21 protein-coding genes are annotated in these 25,302 nt (G+C 69.4%); 13 read left to right on the top strand and 8 right to left on the bottom strand.

All coding sequences use genetic code 11. The features are described 5' to 3' along the window. Nucleotides 1-121: 121 nt before the first annotated feature. Together D458_RS0101815 and D458_RS32780 are read left to right on the top strand one after the other, a co-directional pair. A complete protein-coding gene (locus D458_RS0101815; protein ID WP_017585020.1) occupies nt 122-973 on the top strand; it encodes a helix-turn-helix domain-containing protein in 852 nt (283 codons plus the stop codon). Continuing rightward, nucleotides 973-1,245: a DUF397 domain-containing protein gene (locus D458_RS32780; protein ID WP_017585019.1), complete on the top strand. Its 273-nt coding sequence runs from the start codon at nt 973-975 to the stop codon at nt 1,243-1,245. The genes D458_RS0101815 and D458_RS32780 overlap by 1 nt, the downstream gene beginning before the upstream one ends. A 19-nt stretch (nt 1,246-1,264) precedes the next feature. On the opposite strand, the gene D458_RS0101805 is transcribed toward D458_RS32780, so the two are convergent. The 5 genes from D458_RS0101805 to D458_RS0101785 form a co-directional block, all read right to left on the bottom strand. Beyond that, nucleotides 1,265-2,026, bottom strand: a complete 762-nt coding sequence (locus tag D458_RS0101805) for an MIP/aquaporin family protein (RefSeq protein WP_017585018.1) — start codon at nt 2,024-2,026, stop codon at nt 1,265-1,267. A gap of 174 nt (nt 2,027-2,200) precedes the next feature. Beyond that, entirely contained in the window at nt 2,201-3,700 is a 1,500-nt protein-coding gene (gene glpK / locus D458_RS0101800; RefSeq protein WP_017585017.1) for a glycerol kinase GlpK, read from the bottom strand. A 295-nt stretch (nt 3,701-3,995) separates the two neighbouring features. Further along, entirely contained in the window at nt 3,996-4,784 is a 789-nt protein-coding gene (locus tag D458_RS0101795; RefSeq protein WP_017585016.1) for an IclR family transcriptional regulator, read from the bottom strand. Between the two features lie 144 nt (nt 4,785-4,928). Further along, a complete protein-coding gene (locus D458_RS0101790; protein ID WP_017585015.1) occupies nt 4,929-5,933 on the bottom strand; it encodes a threonine aldolase family protein in 1,005 nt (334 codons plus the stop codon). Between the two features lie 94 nt (nt 5,934-6,027). Continuing rightward, nucleotides 6,028-6,660 carry a DJ-1/PfpI family protein gene (locus D458_RS0101785; protein WP_017585014.1) on the bottom strand — a complete coding sequence of 211 codons (633 nt, stop codon included), beginning with the start codon at nt 6,658-6,660 and terminating at the stop codon, nt 6,028-6,030. Nucleotides 6,661-6,942: 282 nt separating this feature from the next. On the opposite strand from D458_RS0101785, the gene D458_RS0101780 reads away from it, so the two are divergent. The 3 genes from D458_RS0101780 to D458_RS0101770 all read left to right on the top strand — a co-directional run bounded on the left by D458_RS0101780 (nt 6,943) and on the right by D458_RS0101770 (nt 14,655). Beyond that, nucleotides 6,943-12,123, top strand: coding sequence for an AAA family ATPase (locus D458_RS0101780; protein ID WP_017585013.1), 5,181 nt, complete (start codon nt 6,943-6,945; stop codon nt 12,121-12,123). Nucleotides 12,124-12,133: 10 nt separating this feature from the next. Further along, nucleotides 12,134-12,979, top strand: coding sequence for a hypothetical protein (locus D458_RS0101775; RefSeq protein ID WP_017585012.1), 846 nt, complete (start codon nt 12,134-12,136; stop codon nt 12,977-12,979). 299 nt (nt 12,980-13,278) lie between these two features. Then, a complete protein-coding gene (locus tag D458_RS0101770) occupies nt 13,279-14,655 on the top strand; it encodes a GntP family permease (protein ID WP_017585011.1) in 1,377 nt (458 codons plus the stop codon). A 39-nt stretch (nt 14,656-14,694) separates the two neighbouring features. Here D458_RS0101770 and D458_RS0101765 read toward each other — a convergent pair whose 3' ends face one another. Beyond that, entirely contained in the window at nt 14,695-15,408 is a 714-nt protein-coding gene (locus D458_RS0101765) for a FadR/GntR family transcriptional regulator (RefSeq protein ID WP_017585010.1), read from the bottom strand. Nucleotides 15,409-15,547: 139 nt separating this feature from the next. Here D458_RS0101765 and D458_RS0101760 point away from each other — a divergent pair, with 139 nt between their 5' ends. Together D458_RS0101760 and D458_RS0101755 are read left to right on the top strand one after the other, a co-directional pair. Next, complete coding sequence (locus D458_RS0101760; RefSeq protein ID WP_017585009.1) at nt 15,548-16,063, top strand: gluconokinase; 516 nt, start codon at nt 15,548-15,550, stop codon at nt 16,061-16,063. Nucleotides 16,064-16,260: 197 nt separating this feature from the next. Continuing rightward, nucleotides 16,261-16,701: a hypothetical protein gene (locus tag D458_RS0101755; protein ID WP_239647869.1), complete on the top strand. Its 441-nt coding sequence runs from the start codon at nt 16,261-16,263 to the stop codon at nt 16,699-16,701. Between the two features lie 184 nt (nt 16,702-16,885). Here the strand turns inward: D458_RS0101755 and D458_RS0101750 are convergent, their stop codons facing one another. After that, on the bottom strand, nt 16,886-17,290 hold the full coding sequence (locus tag D458_RS0101750; RefSeq protein ID WP_017585007.1) for a hypothetical protein: 405 nt from the start codon (nt 17,288-17,290) through the stop codon (nt 16,886-16,888). Between the two features lie 354 nt (nt 17,291-17,644). Between D458_RS0101750 and D458_RS0101745 the strand changes: the two genes are divergently transcribed. The 5 genes from D458_RS0101745 to D458_RS0101725 all read left to right on the top strand — a co-directional run bounded on the left by D458_RS0101745 (nt 17,645) and on the right by D458_RS0101725 (nt 23,784). Beyond that, nucleotides 17,645-19,309 (top strand): ABC transporter substrate-binding protein, encoded by a 1,665-nt coding sequence (locus D458_RS0101745; protein WP_017585006.1) that lies wholly within the window; start codon nt 17,645-17,647, stop codon nt 19,307-19,309. A 230-nt stretch (nt 19,310-19,539) separates the two neighbouring features. Continuing rightward, entirely contained in the window at nt 19,540-20,544 is a 1,005-nt protein-coding gene (locus D458_RS0101740; protein WP_017585005.1) for an ABC transporter permease, read from the top strand. Continuing rightward, on the top strand, nt 20,544-21,569 hold the full coding sequence (locus D458_RS0101735; protein ID WP_017585004.1) for an ABC transporter permease: 1,026 nt from the start codon (nt 20,544-20,546) through the stop codon (nt 21,567-21,569). The genes D458_RS0101740 and D458_RS0101735 overlap by 1 nt, the downstream gene beginning before the upstream one ends. A 2-nt stretch (nt 21,570-21,571) precedes the next feature. Further along, on the top strand, nt 21,572-22,678 hold the full coding sequence (locus D458_RS0101730) for an ABC transporter ATP-binding protein (RefSeq protein ID WP_017585003.1): 1,107 nt from the start codon (nt 21,572-21,574) through the stop codon (nt 22,676-22,678). Next, entirely contained in the window at nt 22,675-23,784 is a 1,110-nt protein-coding gene (locus D458_RS0101725; RefSeq protein ID WP_017585002.1) for an ABC transporter ATP-binding protein, read from the top strand. Before D458_RS0101730 ends, D458_RS0101725 begins: the two co-directional genes overlap by 4 nt. A gap of 73 nt (nt 23,785-23,857) precedes the next feature. Here D458_RS0101725 and D458_RS0101720 read toward each other — a convergent pair whose 3' ends face one another. Further along, nucleotides 23,858-24,094, bottom strand: a complete 237-nt coding sequence (locus D458_RS0101720) for a hypothetical protein (protein ID WP_017585001.1) — start codon at nt 24,092-24,094, stop codon at nt 23,858-23,860. Nucleotides 24,095-24,386: 292 nt separating this feature from the next. Between D458_RS0101720 and D458_RS0101715 the strand changes: the two genes are divergently transcribed. Beyond that, nucleotides 24,387-25,163, top strand: a complete 777-nt coding sequence (locus D458_RS0101715; protein ID WP_017585000.1) for a hypothetical protein — start codon at nt 24,387-24,389, stop codon at nt 25,161-25,163. The last annotated feature ends 139 nt before the right edge of the window (nt 25,164-25,302 follow it).

The following is a 25,302-nucleotide window of genomic DNA, read 5'->3' as shown; positions in this document are numbered from 1 at the left end:
TGCGACAGGAAGCTGGAATCCAGAGTCTCCGAAGTTGAGTTCCTGATTCCAGGGTCTGGATCGATGTCTGGACTTCGAGTTCCCCGGATTGTCCCACTTGGGAGGCATCTCCAGTCCTACGATGAACGGCATCATGGCCACTAGGTACTCACCCACGATCCGGCGGCGCCGGCTCTCCGCCGAGCTCCGGCGTGTCCGACTCGCCGCCCGCAAGACCAGCGAAGAGGCCGCGGCGGACGCCGGGCTGTCCAAGTCCACGTACTCCAACATCGAGTCCGGGGTGAAGAAGCGCCCCAGCCTGCCGGAGGTCCGGGCGATCCTGGACGCCTGCAAGGTGCCCCGGGGCAGAGAGTTCGACGAGATCCTGGACCTGTGCCGCCAGTCCCTCGAACGCGGCTGGTGGACCCGGTACCGCGACGTCCTCGCGGCCCGGTTCGTCGGCTTCGAGACCGAGGCCAGATCCATCACGACCTGGCAGCCCGTCATGATCCCCGGACTCCTCCAGGTCCCGGAGTACATGAAGGCCACCGCGCAGGCCTGCCTGGCCAACCCGCAGGAGATCCGGCGGGCCATCGACGCCCGGATGACCCGGCAGCGCATCCTGGAGGACCAGGACCCGCCGGAGCTGTGGGCGATCTTCGACGAGGGCTCCCTGCTGCGCCTGCACGACTACCCCGAGGTCAAGCGCGTCCAGGTCAAGCACATCCTGGAGATGGCCCAGCGCCCCAACGTCACCGTGCAGATGACCAGGGCGGCCAAGCTCAACCCGGGGTGCGGCGGCTCCTGCGTGATCCTGGAGTTCCCCGACACCATCGACCCCACGGTCGTCTTCCTGGAGACCGCCACCGACGGCATCTACCTGGAGGAGCCGGACGACGTGGCCCGCTACCAGAACCTGGTCAACCACCTCAGGCTGGTCGCCCTTCGTCCCGGGGAGACGCTGGACTACCTGGAAGAGGTGCATCTGGACTGATGAGACCGATCGAGTACCCGCAGCATCGCTCGTGTCCGCGGCACCGGTTCCGCAAGTCCTCCTACAGCATGCCGACCCAGGGCGACTGCGTCGAGGTGTCCGACCTGCCGGGGGAGAGCGCGGTACGGGACAGCAGGCACAGACGGCAGGGCGCCCTGCGCTTCCCCACGGGGGAGTGGAGGGCCGCCCTCACCGCTCTTGTGGCCCACACGGCCCCGGACACCCGCCCGACAGCCGAAGGGCGCCCGGCCTCGACCGGACGCCCTTCGTGAGCGGGAGAGGGACCGCGGATCAGACGCCGAAACCGGTCAGGGTCCAGATCCAGGCGCCGATCACACCGCCCACGATCGGGCCGACCACCGGGATCCACGCGTAACCCCAGTCGGACGGGCCCTTGTTCGGGATCGGCAGCAGCGCGTGCGCGATACGCGGGCCCAGGTCACGGGCCGGGTTGATGGCGTACCCGGTGGGGCCGCCGAGCGACAGGCCGATCGCGAGCACCAGCAGGCCCACCAGCAGCGGGGCGAGGCCGTGGGCGAAGAACGAGGAGAGGTCGGCGTCCCCCCTCGTGACCGAGCCCTCGTTGGCGCCGATGCCGAGGATGCCCAGCACCAGCATCGCCGTACCGATGACCTCGGTGGTGAGGTTGGCGACCGGGTTGCGCACCCCGGGCGAGGTGCTGAAGACGCCCAGCTTGGCGTCCGGGTCGTCGGTGTGCTTCCAGTGCGCGAAGTAGGCCAGGTAGACCAGGCAGGCGCCGACGAAGGCACCGAGCAGCTGGGCGATGAGGTAGCCGGGCACCAGGGCCCATTCGAACTCGCCGATGCTGGCCAGGCCGAGCGTCACCGCGGGGTTGATGTGGGCGCCGGACGTGGTGCCGACGACGTAGACGGCCATCGCGACCGCCATACCCCAGCCGAGCGTGACCACGATCCAGCCCCCGGCCAGGGCCTTGGAGCGGGCCAGTGAGACGCCGGCGACGACACCGCCGCCGAGCAGGATCAGGATGGCGGTACCGACGAACTCCGCCAGATACACCGTCAGGTTTTCCATGGGGACCTCCGCCCCGTGCGGGGCAGCCGGGTCACGGGCGCCGCGCTGCCCGTTACGGGCATGGTCGGACGCACCCGTCACAGGGATGGGTGGGGGAGGGGCATCTCTCGATGTCCCCGGATCCGCGCCCCCGGGGTCCGAATGGCAGCGGTGCCCCGGGGCGCGGTCGTCGTGTTACTCGCCGTCCTCGCGCTCGACCCAGTCGAGGGTGCGCCGCACGGCCTTCTTCCAGTTGTGGTACTCCCGGCGGCGGACCTCGGGCTCCATCTTCGGGTTCCACTCGGCGGCCTTGTGCCAGTTGGCGCGCAGGGTCTCGATGTCGGGCCAGTAGCCCACCGCGAGCCCCGCCGCGTACGCCGCGCCCAGACACGTGGTCTCGGCGACCATCGGCCGCACGACCTCGGCGTCGAGCACGTCGGACAGGATCTGCATGAGCAGGTTGTCCGCGGTCATGCCGCCGTCGACCTTCAGGGTGGTGAGGTCGATCTGGGAGTCGGCGTTCATGGCGTCGACGACCTCGCGGGTCTGCCAGGCCGAGGCCTCCAGGACGGCGCGGGCGATGTGGCCCTTGGTCACGTATCCGGTCAGGCCGGCGATCACGCCGCGGGCGTCGCTGTCCCAGTGCGGGGCGAACAGGCCGGAGAACGCGGGCACGATGTAGCAGCCGCCGTTGTCCTCCACCGTGCGGGCGAGGGTCTCGATCTCGGGCGCCGTGGAGATCAGGCCCAGGTTGTCGCGGAGCCACTGGACCAGCGAACCGGTGACCGCGATGGAGCCCTCGAGGGCGTACACGGCGGGCGCGTCGCCGATCTTGTAGCCCAGCGTGGTGAGCAGGCCGTTGTTCGAGGTCACGGGCTCGGTTCCGGTGTTCATCACCAGGAACGTGCCGGTGCCGTAGGTGCCCTTGACGTCACCCGGGTCGAAGCAGGTCTGACCGAACAGGGCGGCGTGCTGGTCGCCCAGGGCGGAGGCGACGGGGGTGCCCGCCAGGTAACCGGTGGACTCGCCGTAGACCTCGGAGGAGGAGCGGATCTCCGGCAGCAGGCTGGCCGGGATCCCCATGGCCTCCAGGATCTCGGTGTCCCAGTCCAGGGTGGCCAGGTTCATCAGCATGGTGCGGCTGGCGTTGGTCACGTCGGTGACGTGGCGGCCGGTCAGCTTCCAGATGAGCCAGGTGTCCATGGTGCCGAACAGCAGCTCGCCGCGCTCGGCGCGCTCGCGCACCCCGTCGACGTTGTCGAGCAGCCAGCGGATCTTGGGCCCGGAGAAGTAGGTGGCCAGCGGCAGGCCGCAACGGGCGCGGAACCGGTCCTGGCCCTCCTCGGCACCGAGTTCGCGCACGATGTCGTCGGTGCGGGTGTCCTGCCAGACGATGGCGTTGTAGACCGGCTTGCCGGTCTCCTTGTCCCACAGCAGGGTGGTCTCGCGCTGGTTGGTGATGCCGATGGCGGCGATCTGGTCCGGGGTGATGTCGCTCTTCTGCAGGGACTCCTGGACAACGGCCTCGACGTTGGTCCAGATCTCCTGGGCGTCGTGCTCCACCCAGCCCGGCTTCGGGAAGATCTGGCGGTGCTCTCGTTGATCCACCGAGACGATGCGCCCGTCCCGGTCGAAGAGGATGCAGCGACTCGACGTGGTTCCCTGGTCGATCGCGGCGACGTACTGCTGACTCATCGGTGCTCGCCTTCAGGTGGACGGCTGTGGAACGGGGTGGGAGACGTGTGATCGGTGGTCGTCACCGAACGGTGTACGACATTGACGTATGAATAGGCGTTAGTTTCAACTGTCTTTCCTTCCCATGTCAAGGCCGTGTGACGCAATCGTGTTGCGTGGGTCACCCACTCGGGGCGGTCACTGTCTCAGGACGGCCGCGGACACGGAAAGCACCACTCCGTGGCGGGACGCGAAGTGGTGCGAAGTGCGCCGTGGCGCGGCTGCCGCCCCGCCGAGGGGGCGTGCCGCGGGGGAGTCAGTAGGGCGTGACGCCCAGCTCCCGGGAGATGGCGCGGGCCGCGTCGCGCACGTAGGAAACCTGTTCCATGTCGGGCTTCCCGTCGTCGCCGCGAAGCCGCTCGACGGCCCCGCGCACCCCGATGGCGCCGACGGTGACCCCGCGCCGGTCGCGGATGGGGGCGGCGATGGACACCTCCCCGTCGACCAGCTCCTCGGCCTCCCAGCCCCAGCCGCTGTCGCGGATCCCGGTCAGCTGCTCCTCCAGCGCGGCCATGGTCGCGACGGTGTGCCGGGTGAAGGAGGTGAGCTCCACCGGGGAGTCGGTCTCCACGGAGGCGACCTCCTCCGGGACGGCCAGGGGGTCGAAGGCCATCAGGGCCTTGCCCAGGGCGGTCGCGTGCAGGGGGAGCAGGGTGCCCACGTCCAGGGTCTGCCGACTGGAGTCCGGGCGGAAGACGTGGTGGACCACCAGGACCTGGTGCTTGTGCAGAGTGCCGATGCGCACGCTCTCCCCGCTGCGCGAGGCGAGGGTGTCGGCCCAGTTCAGAGCACGGGTGCGCAGTTCGTTGCCGTCCAGGTAGCGGGTGCCCAGGCTCAGCATGCCGCCGCCCAGGCGGTACCGGCCCGATTCGGGGTCCTGCTCCACGAAGCCCACGTGCTGGAGGGTGCGCAGGATGCCGAGGGCGGTGCCCTTGGGCAGTTCCAGCGAGCGGGAGACCTCGGCCAGACTCAGTCCGCGGGCGCCACTGGCCAGGAGCCGGAGGATCGCGGCGGCGCGTTCGATGGACTGGATTCTTCCCGGCATTGCGGTGCTACCACTCTCTAGTACGACAATGTCATACGCCAGATGCTACTACGCGATGTGATGCGCAACACCTGCCGGTGCCCCGTGCTCGCGCGGGACCGGCCAAGTGTACCGACGGGCCACCGCGCTGACCTGCGTGGTTCGTCAGATCTCCGAGACCGCTCGGGTGATCGCCTTGGCCGCCTTCTCGACGTCACCGTCGGTGATGTCCAGGCTCAGCACCAGCCGGACGCGGGAGCCGCCGCCGAGCGCCCGCACGCCCTGGGCCGCGAAGGCCTCCAGGTACCGCCCGGCCTCGCCCTCGGGGGTCTGCAGCAGCACCATGTTGGTCCGGGCCTGCGCGGTCAGCCCGGGGAGGCCGTCCAGCTGCCCGGCCAGCCGGGCCGCGCGCTCGTGGTCCTCGACGAGCCTCTCCCGGTGGTGGCGCAGTGCGTGCAGGGCGCCCGCGGCGATGATCCCCGCCTGGCGCATACCCGCCCCCAGCATCTTGCGGCCGCGCCGGGCCCTCCGGATCGTGTCGGTGTCACCGGCCAGCGCCGAGCCCACCGGGGCGCCCAGTCCCTTGGAGAAGCAGACCGACACCGTGTCGAACCCCTCGGCCACCTCCGCGGGGGAGGCCCCCAGGTGGGCGGCGGCGTTCCACAGCCGGGCGCCGTCCAGATGGGCGCGCAGCCCGTGGGCGTGCGCGAAGTCCGTGACGCGGCGCTGCTCGGCGAGGGGGACCACCTGGCCGCTGAAGGTGTTCTCCAGCCACAGCAGGGCGGGGTCGGCCCGGTGCACGTCGCCGAGTCCGGAGATCCAGGACTCCAGCAGCTCCTGCGGAGGGAAGGGGTCGCCCGAGTAGAGGCGGGGCAGAACCCGGGACAGCACCACCGCTGCGCCCTGCTCGTCCCCGATGAGGTGGTGGTGCTCGTGCGCCCACACCTCCTCCCCGCTGCGGGTGGCCACGTACAGCCCGAGCTGGTTGGCCATGTGCCCGGAGGGGACGTAGAGCGCGGCCTCCCGGCCCAGCAGGGCCGCGGTCTCCTCCTCCAGGGCGCGAACGGTCGGGTCCTCGCCGAACACGTCGTCACCCACCTCGGCTTCGGCCATGGCCCGGCGCATGTCGGGGGTCGGGCGGGTCAGGGTGTCCGAGCGCAGGTCGATCAAGGCTTCTCCTCGGTGGTGCGGTGCTGCCACGACGATACTCGGGCGGGCCCCGGCGCCCGTGCGGGGCCTCGGTTCCCGCGTCCGTAGAACCTGGTCAGGCCTCCTCCGCGAGGGTGAGGTAGGCGTCCGCGTCGTGCAGGGCGTGCAGCCGGTACCAGGCGTCCAGCGCGCGCGGGGTGAGGACGTCGAGCTTGGCGAGGACCTCCCGCGCGAACTCGACCGGCGCGGTGCCGCCCGCCGTGACGAGGTCCTCGTCGGTCACCGCGAGCTCCCCGCGGTACCGGTGCCCGCCCGCGTAGCCGGTGCCGAGGAGGTAGTCGGGGGCGGAGCTGGTGTGGTCCCGGTGGTCGAGCAGCCCTTCCCGGGCCAGGCCGGCGGTGGCCCCGCTGATCGCCGCCACGGGGACCCCGGCGTCGAGGAAGATGCCCGCCGCCGAGGCCAGGGGGGCCATCGCCTCCGGCGCGGAGTCCCAGTCGGGGGAGCCGGGGAGGACGAGCATCGTGCTGGCGGAGGGCTTGAGCTGGTGGAGCGTCAGGTCCGGCAGGACCGTCAGTCCGCCCATGGTGGTCACGGGGGCGCCGGTCAGCCCGACGGTCACCACCTCGTACCCGGCGGCGCCCGCCAGGCCGCCCCCGGACCGGACATGGGCGACCGCGTGCCCCACCTCCCAGTCGGCCAGCTGGTCGTAGACGGCGAGGTGGACGGCGCGGCGCGGCTCAGCGTTCATGGCAAGAGGCTGAATGGTGGACAACATGTTGTCAATGACGGTGGAGGTTTAAGCCAGCCAATGTCCGCATTATGGCTTTGTCTGCTTGAAGGGTGGTTTCAGGCCTTTGTTGTTGCCTGATCACGTGGATGGGAACGGGCCTTCCGGGCATACTGGCAGTGTCACAGGAGCGCCTGCCCCGTCGGGCGACTCGTGCCCAGATGTCCCCCACCACGGTGATCCCTGAGAGGTCTGCCCCCTGTGTCGAGCGGAACCAGCCGTCGTTTCTTTATCGCCCTCGGCGTGGCCAGGTACGAGAACCTGCCCGAGGAACTGCAACTCGGAAAGGTGAACCGGGACGTCGAAGCCGTCCGTAACCTGTTCGGCGGCTTTGACTACGTGCCCGTGCTGGAAGGACTCGGCGCCTACGAAAGCGCTGATCATATTCGACGGCGCCTCAGCAGCTGGGTCGCCGACGTCGGGCTGGGGGAGGACGACACCGTCGTCCTCTACTTCGCGGGCCACGCCTACGCGCCGGACCGGGACCGGCACTACCTCTACTGCTGGGACACCAGGGAGAGCTCTCCGGCGGCGAGCGCGCTGGCCACCGAGGATCTGGTCCGGGTCCTGTGCGAGGGTTCGCTGCGCCGCCTCCTCCTCGTCCTGGACACCTGTACCGGAGGGGCGGGAAGCGCGGACGCCGCCCGGGTCGCGCTCGACACGCTCGCTTACCGCCACAACGGAACCGACGTGTCCACCTCACTGTGTTTCCTGTCCTCGGCGCGCCCCAAGGACCTCGCCCTGGACGGAGCCTTCGCCGGAGCCCTGAGTGAGGCGGTCGAGCTGGCCACCGAACGGGCGGGCCAACGGCAGCCCTACCTGGACCTGGCGTCCGTGGTCCAACACGTCAACGACCACTTCGACGAGAACGGGATCGGTCAGCGCTCCACACTGGCCAAGGGCGCGGGTACCGGTCTGGACCCCTTCCTGCCCAACACCAGGCACCGCGCCGATCTCCCGGCCGAGGGCACGGACCTGGACTTCCAGCATCACGCGGCGGCGATCGCCGACCACTACGGCCCCCGCTCCCGCGGGGTGGAGTTCGAGTCGGAACAGGGCAGGTACTTCAGCGGCCGGGAACGGGTCCTGCGGGAGCTGGTCACCTGGATCACCGCCCCGGAGGGCGACGGCCGGGGGCGGACCGTCACCGGCAAACCGGGGTGTGGCAAGTCCGCGGTCCTCGGCCGGATCGTCACCGTCTCCGATCCCGACTACCGCGCCCGGCTCAACCTCGACAGCGCTCCCGAAGGCACACTCGTCCCAGCGAACACCGTGCTCGCCGCCGTGCATGCCCGGCACAAGCGGTTGGAGGAGATTGTCGAACGCGTCTCCGCCGCTCTGGGCGGCCGAGCGGCCACCCCCTCGGCTGCGGGGCTCCTCCAGGAGTTGGCCCAGCGCGCCCAGACTGCGGACCGCCCGCTGGTCGTGGTCATCGACGCCCTGGACGAAGCCGGGTCCGGTACCACCGCCGACATCCAGGGCCGGGGTGAGCCGCGCCGGATCGCCCGCGAGCTGCTGCGCCCCATGGCGGAGATCCCCGGTGTGCGGTTGCTGGTCGGCGCTCGGCGGGAACTGGTCAAGGCGCTGGGTTCGGCCACCAGCGTCCTGGACCTGGACGAGTACCCGGCGGACACCCGCGAGGACATCCGGCACTACGTGGAGCAGATGCTGCTGGCCACGGACGAGGAGAACGTCCGAACCCCCTACCAGGGCAAGCCGGAGCTGGCCGCCCGCGTCGCTCGCGGCGTGGCCGAACGTGCCTCCGAGGTGTTCCTGGTCGCCCGGCTCACGGCCCGGAGCCTGCGCCGGGACGCGACCCCCATCGACGTCAACCGAACCGGCTGGGAGAGAGCCCTGCCCAGCGCGGTGGGGGAAGCCTTCGACGACTACCTGGAACGCTTCGGTGAGGAGGAGGACCGGGTCCGCCGTATCCTCACCCCGCTGGCCTTCGCGGAGGGTCAGGGGTTGCCGCGCGGAAGCAGCTGGGTGGCGATGGCCGTGGGGCTCTCCGGACAGGAGTGCACCGAGGCCGACGTGAGTGACGCGCTGCGCATCGCCAGCGACTACGTGGCTGAGGTGGTGGAGGGGCAACGGTCGGTGTACCGCCTGTACCACCAGGCCCTCGCCGACCACCTGCGCCAGTCCTACGCGAGGGATCCGGCCCGGCCCCAGGAACGGATCGTTCACACCCTGCTGGACACGGTCCCGGCGACGGCGGACGGGCAGGGCCGAGACTGGTTCGCCGCCTCGGTGTACGTGCGCGACCACCTGGCGACCCACGCCGCGGACACCGAACACCTCGACGGTCTGGTGGTGGATCCGGTGTTCCTGCTCGCGGCCCGGCAGCTGCCGCTGTTGAAGGTGTTGGGACGCACGTGCGGTGCGGAGGCCCGGGCGGCCCGCACCGCCTACGAGCAGATCGCGCACCGGTTGTCGGAGGATTTCCCGCTTCAAGGGCGGGTCGCGGACCTCCAGCTCTCGGCTCGCCGTTGCGGGGCCGATCTCCTCGCTGAGCGGATCGACAAGGCGGGTCTGCCGATGAGCTGGCGGACCAAGTGGGCTTGGTGGTCCACGAGCGGGGCGCACCGGCAGTTGGTGGGACACACAGACGACGTCGAGTGCGTGGCGACGATGGTTCTGGACGGCCATCTGGTAGCCGTCACCAGCGGCGACGACAAGACGGTGCGGGTCTGGGACCTGGGTACTCAGAGCCAGCTGGGGGAGGCGCTGGAGCTGCCTGTGCGGTCCACATGCGTTGCTTTGGGTGAGCTGGGCGAGTACTCGGTCGCGCTGGTCGGCGGGATCGACGGGCAACTGCGAGTGATCGACCTGTCCACCAACCAGCTCCTCGGTGAACCGCTTGTCGGGCACACCAACCTCATCCAGGACGTCTCCATGGCCGTCTTCCGGGGACGCCCCTACGCTCTTACTTCCAGCCAGGACGGTACGGCCAGGCTCTGGGACCTGGAGGAGCGCCGGGCCGTAGGCCATCCACTGGAAGGGCACCGCAGTTCCGTGCGGGCGGCGGCGCTGGCACACGTGGGGGACACCTTGATCGGTGTCACCGGAGGAGCGGACCGCAGGGCCTACGTCTGGGACGTGACCCCGTTTCTCGACGACCCGTCGGCGGAGGTTCAAGGCGAGGCGTTCGTGGGTCACACGGCGACGGTGACCGCGTTGTACCTGTACGGCACCTCCTCGGGGCCGGTGGTGTTGAGCGGCGATGATGACGGCACCCTCAACCGGTGGAATCCCTTGGACCGCCAACAGCTGGGTGAGCCGGTCTCTGTGCATTCCCACTACATGCCGAACCTGGCGGGGGTCGTTTCGATCGACGTGGGCGGATTCGGCGCCAGAGAGGTGGTTCTCACCCACGGTAGGGAGGACGCCCGGGTGTGGGATCTGACGACCATGCGTCAACAGGGCCACCCGCTCAGCGGCCACGTGAACCAACTCTCCGGTGCGGCTCTGGCCTGCCACGGATGGGAGAGCTACGCCGTCACAGTCAGCTGGGACCGAACCGCCAGGGTCTGGGATCTTGCCGTGGAACAACCCGAGACCGGACACGGTGGATCGATCAAGGCGATGGACACCGTGGTCCACAAAGGGCGTTCCTACGCGGCGACCGGTGGCACCGAGGGACTTCTGTGCCTGTGGGACCTGGATGAGCGACGCGGCGTGCTCCGGCCTCTGGAAGGGCACACCGGGGCCATCCAAGCGGTGGCTCTGTGTTCGGTCGCGGACGAGCTGGTCGCGCTGACCGGTGGGGAAGACACGACCCTCCGGGTGTGGCACCCGCTCCGCGAGCGGGAATGCACGGCTTTGATCACGGGACATACCAACACGGTTACCTGTCTGCAGGCGGTCACGCTGAACGGGCGCACCATCGTGGTCAGCGGTAGCGAGGATGGGACTATCCGTTTGTGGGACCCCCAGGCCTGGAGTGAGGTCACCGAACCGATCAAGGGACAGGTCGGCGGGGTCCGGGAGATGAGTGCCCGAGTCGAGGCCGGGGCGGTACACATCGCAGTGCTGACTACACAGGGCTACCTGTACCTCTGGAGGTGGGGCGGTGCTGCGGAGACCGAAGCGGAGTGCGTGGCCGCCCGAGTGGAGGAACTGTTGACGCTGCGGGCACGGCCGATCGGGGTCGGCTTCGTCCGTGGGGTGGCCGCCGTGCTGATGACGGACAGCGCCAACAGTGTCCGCTGCTTCGGCCTCGAACGGTGGCGGCAGCTGGGAACCACGATCGAGGGGTGGGGTGAGCGAGTGATGGAAGCCGTGATCTCCCCTGCCGGGACCGAACTCTTGCTCGCTGTGACGGACTTGACCGGCACTGTCCGGCTGTGGAACTTGGAAACCGGTGAGTGTCAGGGCGAACCGATGCCGACTGACAATCGGAACTGGATCGTGGTCTCCTTCGCGCAGACTCATGGCGGGCTTGGGCTGCTCGTCTCCAATGGGAAGCAGGCGCGTTTGTGGGATGCCGTGTCGACCACACCAGTGGGTGAGGCGTTCTGCGGCGTGAACTACGAGCTTCGAGGGGTCAGTGTCGACGAGACCACAGACACTGTGAGCACTTCAGGGGATGACGGAGTGCTGCGTGCGCACGATACGGAGGACGGTCATTTGCTGGTTCCACTCCTCCCCAGTCGATTTCGCCGAGGTGGCCTTCACCAGATCACTGATAGGCAACATCTAGTCCAACGTTGGGGAGGGCTGGACCTCGTGGACTTGTTGGAACGCGAAAACCTCGGGTCTTTGGGTGAAGAGGTCAGCCCGTATTCCGAGTTCACGGTCCATAACCTCGGAGGCCGGACTCTGGTGGTGGGTGTCCTCCAGAGCCCGACCTCCGGGCTTCAGGTGTGGGATCTGGCGAAGCGGGTCAAGCTCGGAGAACCGTTAAGTGGGCACACAGCGGCAGTTTCCTCTCTGAGCGTGGCTCAGGTGGGAGACTCGCACGTGCTGGCCAGCGCTTCAGCTGACGGAACTGTCAGGATCTGGGATCTGGAGACCCGGGACCCACTCACGGACCCCTTGCGCGGAGAAGGGGCCGGTATGGGCGCGGTGGGCATCGGCCGGATAGGGAAGCAGAGCCTTCTCGTCGCAGGCGACTCGGACGGGGGCTTCTTCGCCTGGAATCCGCAGGACTGGTCGCGCGTTCCCCTGCCGATTCCCTCGTTCGACAACGCGGTGCGGAAAATTCGGATCGTCCAGGTCAAGGGGATCCCCCTGATCGTTGCCGCGGATATCACTGGGATCGTCCGGATCTGGAACTACTCCGAGCGGGAGGTGGCCGCCGAAATCGGGGTCGGCAGTCCGATCAACGATCTCGCTGTCACCGAGAGCGGTGACCTCTACGCCGCCACCAATCTCGGGCTGGTTGCTCTGCGCCTCGACACTTCCTCACTCTCCGGCAGCTAGGAGCGCTCGTATGGCTCGGATCGTCTGTGTGCACGGCATCGCCCAGCAGGTCAAGGGCGCCCACACCCTCCTCGCTGACTGGTACCCGGCGCTTGCCGACGGGGCTGCTCTCGCCGAAGTCGAGATCGACCGGGACGACGTCGCCATGGCCTTCTACGGTGACCTCTTCCGTCCCAAGGGCCACCGCATGATCGGTCTGCCCGAGTACGACTCCTCCGACGTGGCAGAGGGCCTCGAACAGGATCTCCTGCGCGCACTCTGGGAGGAAGCGGCGCGTAGTGAGCCGGCGGTCCCCGGGCCGAACGATCCGGTGCGCTTCGGTGCCCCCACCTGGGTCCAGCGTGCGCTGCGCTCGCTGTCCCAGCACCCCTACATGGCGGGGGTTGCCGACCGGGTGATGGTCGCCGACCTCAAACAGGTCCGCGCCTACCTCACCGAACCCGAGGTCCGGGAGACCGCTCGGGGACGGGTCCAAGAACTCGTCGGTCCGGACACCCGGCTGGTGGTCGCGCACTCCCTGGGTTCTGTCGTGGCCTACGAAGCACTGTGCGCTCGCTTCGGTGACTTCCAAGTGGATCTGCTGACCCTCGGGTCCCCGCTGGGGATTTCCGGGCTCATCTTCGACCGGCTGGTCCCCGCCCCCGAACAGGGCCAGGGCGTGCGCCCGGCAGCGGTGCGTGAGTGGACCAACGTCGCCGACCGGCGAGACGTGGTGGCCTTGGTCAAGGAGCTGGAACCCTTGTTCGGCAGGGTGCGGGACCGGCCCGTGCACAACGGGGCCAAGGCCCATGATGCCTCCCCGTACCTCACCTCGATCGAGGCGGGGGAGGCGGTGCGGGCGGCACTGTCCGGCTGACCCGTCACATCACCCGTCCCTCGGCTCTGGCCCCGGTAGTTCTCGCCGGGGCCATTTCATGTGTCATCGGTCACTCCTGGCAGCGCCATGCGAGGCAAGGGGATGTTCAGTCCTGGGGCGTGGATGATTTTTGGTGGTTTTCAGGCCTGTGAGCTGGGTCTCCATCACAGATCCGAAACTCGATGTTCACAAAAGCTCACAAATGGTACTACCATTCTCGGAGTCTGGTCCAAGAGCAGGTCAAGGACGTGTCGCCACGCGGCCAGGCACCATCGTCCCGTCCACTGGAAGGCTCCGGCGTGGAGAACTTCGAACCCGTCTACGGCACGGGTCCCCTCCTCGGGATCGCGGCGGGCGCCATCGCGCTCCTGCTGTTCCTGATCATCCGCTTCAAGCTGCACGCGTTCATCGCGCTGGTCCTGGTCAGCGTCCTCACCGCCCTCGCCGCCGGGATCCCGGTCGACGGGGTCGTCCCCACCCTCCTCAGCGGGTTCGGCGGCACACTCGCCAACGTGGCCCTGCTCGTGGGCCTGGGCGTGATGATCGGCCGCATGCTCGAGGTCACCGGCGGGGCCGCAGTCCTGGCGGGCGCCCTCATCAAGCTGTTCGGCGAGAAGCGCGCGCCGTTGGCACTCGGCGTGTCCTCGCTGCTCTTCGGCTTCCCGATCTTCTTCGACGTCGGCCTCATCGTCATGCTGCCGATCGTCTTCAGCGTGGCACGCCGCCTCGGCGGTTCCATGCTCCTCTACGCCCTGCCGACGGCGGGCGCCTTCGCGGTCATGCACGCCTTCGTCCCACCGCACCCCGGGCCGGTCACCGCCGCCGTGGAGGTCGGCGCGGACATGGGCCTGACCCTGCTGATCGGCGTCATCCTGGCCATCCCCACCTGGTACCTGGCCAGCTACCTCTTCGGCCTGTGGGCGGGCAAGCGCTTCGAGATCCCCGTCCCGGACGACATCATGGGCAACGGCGACGTCAAGCACGAGAACCCGCCGCGCCTGGCCACGGTCATCAGCATCCTGCTGCTGCCGATGCTGCTCATCTTCGCCAACACCGGCACGGGCACCCTCACCGCCACCGGGACCCTCCCCGAGGACGCCGTCTGGGTCCAGGCGCTCCGGCTCGTCGGTGAGACGCCCATCGCGCTGCTCATCACCGTGCTCTACGCGATGCTCGTGCTCAGCAACGGCCGCTTCACCCGCCAGCGGGTCGAGGAGATCGTCGGCGGCGCGCTCGGCCCGGTCTGCGGCATCATCCTGATCACCGGTGCCGGCGGCATGTTCGGTGGCGTCCTCCGGACCAGCGGCATCGGCGACGCCCTGGCCGGGAGCCTGGAGTCCACGGGCATGCCGGTCATCGTCGCGGCCTTCATCATCGCGCTCGCCCTGCGCGTCGCCCAGGGTTCGGCCACGGTCGCCATCACCACGGCCGCCGGTCTGATCGCCCCGGCCGTGCAGGCCGCCTCCGGTCTCAGCTCCGTCGACCTCGCCCTGATCGTGATCGCGATCGCCTCCGGGGCCACCGCGCTCTCGCACGTCAACGACTCCGGGTTCTGGCTGGTCGGCCGCTTCCTGGGGATGGACGTCAAGACCACGCTCAAGACCTGGACCGTCATGGAGACCCTGATCGGCTTCATCGGCTTCGGGTTCGCCTTCGGCCTGTCGCTGGTGCTGTAGGGGCTCCGGGGCTTCAGCGGTTCCGGCGGACCGGGGGGATCAGCGAGCGGATCCGACGTCGTCGTGCCTCAGGGCGTCCGCGACCTCGGTGACGATCGACCGCATCGCCGCCTCGGCCACGTCGGACAACCCGTCCCGGATGGCCTGCGCCACCGCCGTGTGCAGGCGCAGCGCCTCCGGGCGGGGGTTGTGCGGCATCAGGTCGTAGGAGGTACGGGCGACCAGTACCTCGGTCACGACCTCGGCCAGGCCGGACAGCATCTCGTTGCCGGACAGCTCCAGGATGCGGCGGTGGAAGGTGATGTCGAGCTCCATGAAGGTCCTGAGCTCACCGGCCCGACCGGTCAGGGACATCTGCTCGGCCACCACCACCAGCTGGGCCCGTTCGTCGGCCGGTCCGCGTTCGGCCGCCAGGGCGGCGGCGCCCGGTTCCACGGCGGCGCGGAGCTCGTTCAGGGAGCGCAGCTGCTCCATACGGCCCGAACCGGCCAGGCGCCAGCGGATGAGCTGGGGGTCGAAGACGCTCCAGTCCTGCTGGGGTCTGACCCTGATGCCGGTCCTGGGCCGGCTGACCGCCAGCCCCATCGACTCCAGGACGCGCACCGCCTCGCGGGCGACCGTCCGGGACACGCCGAAGTCCTGCTCCAGCCCCTGGAGGGTGAAGGTGTGGCCGGGGGCGTACTCCCCGGCGGCGATCGCGGGGCCGAGGACCGCCAACACCCGGTTGTGCAGCGTGCGGTGCTCGGTGGTCATCGTGTCCCTCGTACTTCCCGGATTCCTTGTGTTCCGACCGGAACCGGTCGGGGGTCAGGCTGAAGCCTAGCCCGATTGATTGATACCACTATTGGTGGCGGCGTCGCGGTCGGGCGACGGGCCAGAACACGGAGAGACCATGCACTTTGTCTTCATGGGCGTCTCTGCCAGCGGCAAGACCAGTGTCGCCGAGCAGATCGCCGAGCGGCTCGGGCTGCCCTTCGCCGAGGCCGACGACTTCCACCCCGAGGCCAACATCGGGAAGATGTCGGCCGGGGTGCCGCTGACCGACGAGGACCGGTGGCCCTGGCTGCGCGAGCTCGCCGACTGGATCGCCGACCACGAGGAACGGGGCGCGTCGACGGTGATGGCCTGCTCCGCGCTCAAGCGCACCTACCGCGACGTGCTGCGGACCGGCGCACCCGGCGTGCACTTCCTTCACATGCACGGGCCCGAGGAGGTGATCTGGGAGCGGATCGACGCCCGGGAGGGCCACTTCATGCCGCCCGCGCTCCTGCGCTCCCAGCTGGAGGCGCTCCAGCGGCTCGACTCGGACGAGGCGGGCCTGGAGCTCGACGTACGCGGCGACCTGGACACTCTCGGCGCCGAGGCGCTGGCGTACGTGTCCGAGCGTCTCAGGGCCGCCCAGGACTGAGTGGGGAGGGCGGAGGCGGGTGTCGGGAGCGGGAACCGTCCGAGCAGGGGTTTTCGTGCTGGTGTGTGACGATATGGCAACCGTGTGTGCGGGAGCCCCCGCTCCACTTGTGTAGTGCGCCCGGGCACGCGACGCTGTTCGTCATGCAAGACTCCCAAACGTCCCCTATGTCTTCCGCCTCCCGACCCTTCAGCGTGGTGCCGTCCCCTCGGCAGAGCCTTCTCGCCGCGCGTCGCCCGGGTCTGCGGCCCCCGCAGGACGTTCGGCAGACCTGCGTCCTGATGTTCCTCACCGCGGCCGTGTACGTCCTGCTCGCCTACCATGCCTGGACGATGCTGGACACGGGGGTGCCCGGCGCGGTCGTGACCGACCTGTGGGTTCTGCTGGTCGTGTCGTCGCTGGTCGCCCTGGGGCTGATCGCTCTGGCGCTGCCGGTGCGCCGCGGGGGCCACGTGCTGTGGCGCGCGGCCCAGTTCGGTTCCGTGGTCGCGCTGGGTGTGGCCGTGTCCGCGCTGCACATGGCGGCCAGGCTGGCGGACACGCCGATCCTGGTGGTCGGGCTGGTGGTGGCCTTCTTCGCCATCATCGTGAACATCGCGCTGTGGAGCACCGGCGTGCGCCGCTGGTGCCGGCCCTAGGCGCCGGAGCCGCGCACGCCACGGGCCCGGCGGGGCGATCCGGATCTCATCGACCGGGTCGCCCCGCCGGGCCCTTCCGTGTCCCGCGGCCCGGGAGCCGCTTCCGTGTCCCGGGGCCGGGCCCCGGGACACGGGGCGTCTCAGGTGTCGGCCGTCCCGGGGGCCGACCGCCTCGGGAGGCCGGTCAGTCGTCCTCCTCGCCGTCGGCCAGGACGTGCAGGCGGGCGAGGTGCTCGCTGTCGTCCTGTCCGTGGCGGGTCGCGTAGATCTCGCGCGCCTCGTCCGCGATGTCGCCGACCTCGTCGTCGAAGCCGTAGTCGAGGAGGTCGTCCAGCAGGTCGAGCGCGCGGTGCAGCGGATCCCCGTCGTCGGGTTCCTCGGCGGCCTCCTGGGGCGAGTGGCCGGTGACCCGGGCCAGCACGAGGCCCCGGGCCTCCTCCACCGCGCTCTCCGCTCCGGCCGCGGCGCTCAGTCGGATGCGGGTGATGGGGTCCTCGTCGGCGACGAGCATCAGCTGCTCGGCCAGCCAGGCGGTGTCCTGGCCTTCGAGGAACGCGGTGAGGTCCGCGTCGTCAAGGGGAGTGTCCATCCGCAGATCATAGGACGAACGAGCTCCTCCGGCGTCCGGGCACGGCTTGCCCGAGGGGGCCAGAAAACGGACATTGTGTCAATAAAGTTAATTCGTCCCATGATCGGATTCTAAATTCCCGGCCGTGTTTGTATGAATACGCAAGGTAGCGGGAATGGTGCTCCGGGGATCTGGGGAGAGGTGGAACTCAGTTGAACACCTGTGGGCCAAAAGACGATCTATGGATCACGGCACAGATCTGAAACGGTTGTATTAATACCCAGCTGTCTATCTTCCCAGGTGGTCATGGCGCGGTTTAGGGTCCGACTCATCGTTCCGGGCCCAACCCCCCGTCCCCCATCACTGAGGTGGACCATGTTCATGAAATCCTCCCGTAAGCCGCTCGGCCTCGTGGCCGTCGCGGCGTCGCTCGCGCTCATGGCCACGGCCTGCGCTGAGAGCGACCGCGGTGACGGCGGCGGCGAAGAGCAGCCGTTCGTCTTCGCGGCCGCCGGTGACATCGCCTCGCTCGACCCTTTCCTCGCCAGTGACGGTGAGACCTTCCGTTACAGCCGCCAGGTCTTCGAAACCCTTCTCGAGCACGAATCCGGCGGTTCCGAAATCGTCGGCGGACTCGCCGAGACCTGGGACCAGTCCGAGGACGGCACCCGCTGGACCTTCAACCTCCACGACAACGTGAAGTTCCATGACGGCGACGATCTGAACGCCGACGCGGTCTGCGCCAATTTCGACCGCTGGTTCAACCTGACCGGGGCCTACCAGAGCTCCAACAACTCGTACTACTGGCAGAAGATCTTCGGCGGTTTCGCGGAGAACGACGAGGACCACGCTCCACCGGAGCCGCGTTTCGTCTCCTGTGACGCCGAGGACGAGCTCACCGTCACCATCGAGGTCAGCGAGTACTCCTCCCTCTACCCGGGCGGCTTCAGCCTCGCGGCCTTCGGCATCATGAGCCCCACCAGCCTGGAGGCCATGGAGGGCCAGGAGATCACGGGTGAGGAGGGCAACCCCACGCTGCCCGAGTACACCCAGGTCCCCGGCACGGTCGCCGGCACCGGTCCGTTCACGGTCGAGGAGTGGAACCAGGACCAGGGCGAGATCACGATGGAGCGCTTCGAGGACTACTGGGGCGACCCGGCCGGCTTCGAGACGATGATCCTGCGCGCCATCCCGGACGAGAACGCCCGCCGCCAGGCCCTGGAGGCCGGTGACATCCACGGGTACGACCTGGTCGCCCCGGCCGACGTCGCCCCGCTCCAGGAGGCCGGTTTCGAGGTTCCGACCCGAGACGTCTTCAACCTCCTCTACCTGGCCTACCAGCAGGACCACGAGGCCCTGGCCGACCTGGAGGTCCGCGAGGCCCTCTCGCACGCGGTGAACCGCCAGCGGATCGTCGACACCATCCTGCCCGAGGGCGGCGAGGTCGCCTCCCAGTTCCACCCGGACACCCTCGACGGCTGGTCCCCGGACGTGCGCGAGATCGAGTACGACCCCGAGCTGGCCGCCGAGATGCTGGCCGAGGCGGGACACGAGGACCTCGAGATCGAGTTCTGCTACCCGACCGAGGTCACGCGGCCGTACATGCCCGCTCCCAAGGACATCTTCGACGTCATCACCGAGGACCTCCAGGAGGCCGGTGTGACCGTCGAGGCCAAGAGCTACGAGTGGGCCGAGTACATCAACCAGACCGACAGCGGCAACTGCCCGCTGTACCTGCTCGGCTGGACCGGCGACTACAACGACGCCTACAACTTCATCGGCACCTGGTTCTCCACCCCCAACAGCGCCTGGGGCCTGGACGACGAGGAGCTCTTCGACAAGATGGAAGAGGTGAGCACCAACCCCGACCAGGAGGAGCGCACCGCCGGTTACCAGGAGCTCAACGAGATGGTGATGGACGTCCTGCCCGGGCTTCCGATCTCCAGCTCGCCGCCCTCCATCGCGTTCTCCGGGGACATCAACCCGCCGAACGTCAGCCCGCTGACCCAGGAGAACTTCGCCGAGGCCTCCTGGAAGTAGGCACCTCCTCTCCCTGACCCGAGAGCAGTGTTCACCGGGCCCGGCCGGTTCCGACCGGCCGGGCCCGCGCCCGGCCTCCCCGCGCACAGCTTCCCCTCGGCGGCCCCGTTCCCACGGCCCTCTCGCCGACCTCCCCCGGGGAACCCCCGAAAACCATCCGTTCATCCCGCCACACCCCGGCGGGGACGCTTCGCGTCCATCGTTCCCACCACTGGCGAAAGGCGGCGAAGGTGCTGCGATTCATCGTCAGGCGACTCCTACAGCTGATCCCGACCCTCGGCGGCCTGTCGATCCTGCTGTTCGTCTGGCTCCAAAGACTCCCGGGCGGTCCGGAGTACGCCCTGCTCCCCGACGACGCGACCGCCGAGCAACGCGCCGCCCTGCGCCGTTCGCTCGGCCTGGACGAACCCCTCGCGGTCCAGTACCTGACCTTCCTGCGCAGGATCGTGCAGGGCGACCTGGGAACCTCGCTCCAGACCAGCCGTCCGGTCCTGGACGAGTTCTTCCTCCGCTTCCCCGCCACGTTCGAACTGGCCGTGACCGCGATGCTCATCGCCGTCACCCTCGGCCTGCCCCTGGGCTACCTGGCCGCACGCAAGCGCGGCACCGTGCTCGACTTCGCCGCGGTCGGCGGTTCCCTCCTGGGCATCTGCACCCCGGTCTTCTTCCTGGCGTTCATCCTCAAGGTGGTCTTCGCCGAGAACCTGGGCCTGTTCCCGTCGGCCTTCCGGCTCTCCCCGGGCCTGAGCCGCACCGACATCACCGGGTTCGTCGTCCTGGACGGCCTCATGACCCGCGAGTGGGACGTCGTCACGGACGCCCTGGCACACCTGGTCCTGCCGGGCCTGGCCCTGGCGTCCATCCCGCTGGCCGTCATCACCCGGATGACCCGCGCCAGCGTCCTGGAGGTCATGGGCGAGGACTACGTCCGCACCGCCAACGCCAAGGGACTGCACCGCACCACGGTGCGCACCCGCCACGTGCTGCGCAACGCCCTGCTGCCGGTGGTCACCGCCGTCGGCCTGCTCGCGGGCAGCCTCTTCGCGGGGGCGGTCCTCACCGAGAGCGTCTTCGCCTTCCCGGGCATCGGATCGTTCGTCTACGCGGCCACACAGACCCGTGACTACCCGGTGCTCACCGGGTTCATCCTGCTCATCGCCACCATGTACGTGTTCATCAACCTCCTGGTCGACATCTCGTACAGCCTCCTCGACCCGAGAGTGCGGGCCCAGTGATGCCTACGACACCGAGTCCGAACCCGGCAGAACCGGGCACCACCGGGACCGAGGAGAAGGTCCCGTTCCACCAGCGCAAGGCCGCCAAGGTCGACCGGCTCGCCGAACTCATGGGCGACCGCGGCGACGACGGCCACGGCGCGGGGATCTGGCGCGAGGCCTTCCAGCGGATGCGGCGCAGCCCCATGGCGATCACCGGCGCGGTCATCGTCGCGCTGTTCGTCCTCATCGCGCTCTTCTCCCCGCTCATCGCGCCCTACAGCCCCACCTCCCAGGCCTGGGGCAACGAGGTCTTCCCGAACCGCAACGAGTTCGTCGGACCGCGCGGAGAGAACTGGATGGGCCTGGACCACCTCGGCCGGGACATGTTCTCCCGCATGGTGATCGGCGCCCGCCAGACCCTCCTGGTCGGGGTGGTCGCCACCCTCGTCGGCTTCCTGTTCGGCGCGGTCCTCGGTGGTACCGCCGGCGCCTGCTCGGTACTGGGCGGACGCTGGGGTCGGCAGGTCGACAACGTCGTCATGCGCATCATCGACATGATGCTCGCCATGCCGACCCTGCTGCTCGCCGTCACCGTCGCCGCCCTGGTCGGGCCCAGCCTCACCACGGTCATGATCGCGGTCGGTATCGCCCAGATCCCGATCTTCGCCCGCCTGCTGCGCGGCGCGATGATCTCCCAGGGCAACCGCGAGTACGTACTGGCCGCCCAGGCGCTGGGCGTCCGCAAGCGCAAGATCGCCCTCACGCACATCCTGCCCAACTCCATGGGCCCGGTGATCGTGCAGTCCACGCTCACCCTGGCGACCGCCATCATCGACGCGGCCGCCCTGTCCTACCTGGGCCTGGGCAACCCGGACGCGTCCTTCCCCGAGTGGGGCACGATGCTCTCCGAAGCCCAGCGGTTCCTGTCCAGCGCACCGTCCCTGGCCGTCTACCCGGCCCTGGGCATCATCATCACCGCGCTCGGCTTCACCCTGCTGGGTGAGGCGCTGCGCGAAGCGCTCGACCCGAAGTTGAGGAAGTGACCATGAGTTCCAGCACGCCGCTGTTGGCGGTGGACGAGCTGTCCGTGGTGTTCCACCGCAAGGGGCACGGTGAGACGCGCGCCGTCGACGGGGTCTCCTTCAGCCTCGAGGAGGGCCGGGTCACCGGCCTGGTCGGCGAGTCCGGCTGCGGCAAGAGCGTCACCTCCCTGGCCCTGATGGGGCTGCTGCCGGAACGGGGGGTCAAGGTCGGCGGGAGCGCCGTCATGCGCCTGTCCGACGAGGGCGAGGACCTCGTGGAGGCGGACCTGCTCAAGGTCTCCCAGCGCCGGATGCGCGACCTGCGCGGCACCCAGCTGGCGATGATCTTCCAGGACCCGTTGAGCTCGCTCAACCCGGTGGTGCCCATCGGCGTCCAGGTCACCGAGATCCTCAAACGGCACCGGGGGATGCGCGGCGCCGCCGCCCGCAAGGAGGCCGCCGACCTGCTGTACCGGGTGGGGATCCCCGACCCGACCCGCCGCCTGAACGAGTACCCCCACCAGCTGTCCGGGGGCATGCGCCAGCGCGCGCTGATCGCGATGGCGGTGGCCTGCAAACCGCGGCTGATGATCGCCGACGAACCCACCACCGCCCTGGACGTCACCATCCAGGCCCAGATCCTGGAGCTGCTCAAGGACCTGGTCACGGAGGAGGGCACCGCCCTGCTCATGATCACGCACGACCTCGGTGTGGTGGCCGGGCTGTGCGACGACATCAACGTCCTGTACGCGGGCCGTGCGGTGGAGACCGCCGAGCGCGGCCCCCTGTTCGCCGACCCCACCCACCCCTACACGGTGGGCCTGCTCGGCTCCATCCCCCGCCTGGACGCGCCGCGCGGCGAACCGCTCACCCCGGTGCGCGGTTCGGTCAACGACAACATCGCCTGGGCGGACGGGTGCGCGTTCGCCCCCCGCTGCGACCACTACACGATGGAGTGCCTCCAGGGCCCGCCCCAGCTGGTCAGGATGGCGGACGGGGAGTCCGGGAGCCCCGGGGGCGCCGGACACGTCCACCGCTGTGTGAACCCCATCAGCCACGCCGACGTGGTGGACCGGGCCGTGCTGGAGAGCCCGGCCGTGGCGGGCGACGACGAGGAGGAGCGGGGATGAGCCTGCTGGAGATCAAGGACCTCAAGGTCCACTTCCCGATCAAGCGCGGCGTGATCATCGACCGCACCATCGGACACGTGCGCGCCGTGGACGGGGTGTCACTGAGCATCGAACAGGGCCAGACCTACGGCCTGGTCGGTGAGTCCGGCTGCGGCAAGACCACCCTGGGCCGCGCGGTCCTGCGGCTGAACGAGATCACCGAGGGCGAGGTGTGGTTCAACGGCCGCGACCTGGCCGGGCTCGACTCGGAGTCGATGCGCCGCGAGCGCGCCAACCTCCAGATGGTCTTCCAGGACCCGCTGGGCAGCCTCAACCCGCGCCAGAACATCGGCTCCATCCTCCTGGAGGGCCTCCAGACACACGGGATCGGCGGCCCCACCGACGAGGAGGCCGAAGGGCTCAGCCGGAGTCAGCGGCGCGCCCGCACCACGGAGGACCAGCACCGCCTGGTGGTGGAGGCGCTGGAGCGTGTGGGGCTGTCCGCGAAGGCGCTCCAGCGCTACCCGCACGAGTTCTCCGGCGGTCAGCGCCAGCGCATCGGCATCGCCCGGGCCCTGGTGCTGCAGCCCGACCTGATCATCTGCGACGAACCGGTGTCGGCGCTGGACGTGTCCATCCAGGCGCAGGTGCTCAACCTCCTGGAGGAGCTCCAGGGGGAACTGGGCCTGACCTACCTGGTCATCGCGCACGACCTCGCCGTCGTGCGGCACGTCAGCGACGTGGTGGGGGTGATGTACCTGGGGTCGATGGTCGAGGAGGCCACCAGCGACGAGCTGTACGAGACCCCGGTGCACCCCTACACCCGGTCGCTGATGTCGGCGGTGCCCGTCCCGGACCCGGAGGTGGAGGACACCCGCGAGCGCATCCTGCTCGCCGGTGACCTGCCCTCGCCGGCGAACCCGCCCTCGGGCTGCCGGTTCCACACCCGGTGCCCCTGGAAGCAGGAGCAGCGCTGCGACACCGAGCACCCCGAGCTGCGCCCGCTGCATGGCGAGGAGGGGAGTGGAACCCACCGGGTGGCCTGCCACTACGCCGAGCAGATCCTGTCCGGCGAGATCCAGCCGAGCGCGGACAAGGCGGAGCGGATCGTGCACGCCACGGGCTGATCCACAGGTTGATCCGCGGCGGAACACACGCGCGGGTGCCCCCGGCGAAGGGGGCACCCGCGCGCCGCCGTGTCTACGGCACCGGGACGCGGAGGTCCGCCGGCCGGACGAACCGGCGGCACACGTACACCCGCTTGAACTGTTCGCGGAGCCTCCCCTCGTCGGCCAGGTCCGCATGCACGAAGGTCCTGCCGACACCGAACCCGACCAGCGGTCGCGCCGCCCGGTCCGCCTCCGCGTCATCGGCGTGGACGTGCACGTAGTGGTCCTCGTCGGAGGGGCGGTAGGGGCGGATCTCGATGGGGGCCATCCGGCCATGGTGATGAGCGGGAACACCTGCGGCCAAAGGGTTTTCGCCCGCAGGGGAACCTCGCGGGCCGCGGTCCCCGGGCGGATCGGCCTTCCTGACCAGGCGAGACCGGTACGGCACCGCTCGACGCCACGAGGCCCCGGTCTTCCGAGCAGAGTCTCCTAATCGTGATTTTCCGGTTATGGGTTTGTCGGATGCACGAGATGGGAACAAGAGTAGGTTTCTTGGGTCACCCCTTTCACTCCTGTCCACACCCGCCTCGGTGGACCCCGTCTTCTCACAGGAGTCCCTCGTGTTCACATCCACTGGTGCCGGCGCGTTCGGCATCCGGTTCGTCGGTGCCACCGCCCTCACGGCCGGGCTCGTTCTCAGCGCGGGAACCTCCGCCGCTGCCGCGCCCGGTGACAACGGCACCGTCAAGATCCACAACCCCGAAACCCCCGAAGAGGACAACCGCAACGAGCCCAAGGTCTGTGACTTCCAGGTCGTCGCCTCCGGCTTCGACTCCGTGCAGGAGGTCTCCTGGGAGATCCTGAAGCACGGCGGACGACCCGACTCGCGCACCGTCGTGCTGGAGGGCGAGCTCGTCCTCGACGACGAGGGCGAGGGCAGCACCGAGCTCCTCAGCCTCGAGGACGGCCACTACAAGCTCGACTGGACCTTCGAGGGGCAGAAGGGCAACGGCGGCAAGCACAAGGTCTTCAAGGTCGTCTGCGAGGAGGACGGCGAGACCGAGCCGACCCCCGACCCGGAGCCGACCCCCGGCCCGACCGAGGAGCCGGAGACGGAGACGCCCGACACCCCGGAGACCCCGGAGACCCCGGACGAGGGCAAGACCCCCGACGAGGAGACCGACCTGCCCGAGGGCGGCTCCGAGGAGGAGCCCGAGCCCACCACCCCCGTCACCGAGTCGGGCCAGACCCCGGAGAAGGACGGCGACGACCTGGCCGTGACCGGCTCCGCCCTGGCCGGCCTGGTGGCCGCCGGCGCGCTTGCCGCCGCCGGTGGCGGCGCCGCGCTGTACATGAGCCGCAAGCGCCGTGGTGAGGGCAGCGGCTCCGAGGCGTAACCGCCGCTCCGGACGCCCCCGTCCGGTGAGCCATCTGGGCGGGACCCGTACGCGGGTCCCGCCCTTCGCCGTACCGGGAGGGCTCCCGAGCTGACAGTTGTCACCGCGGGGAGCGGGTGTCTGTCATCCCGGCCGACCC

The sequence above is a fragment of the Nocardiopsis ganjiahuensis DSM 45031 genome (assembly GCF_000341085.1).
Classification (GTDB): domain Bacteria; phylum Actinomycetota; class Actinomycetes; order Streptosporangiales; family Streptosporangiaceae; genus Nocardiopsis; species Nocardiopsis ganjiahuensis.
Note: the sequence above shows the minus strand (reverse complement) of the source record. Positions and strands in the feature narration are given on the sequence as shown.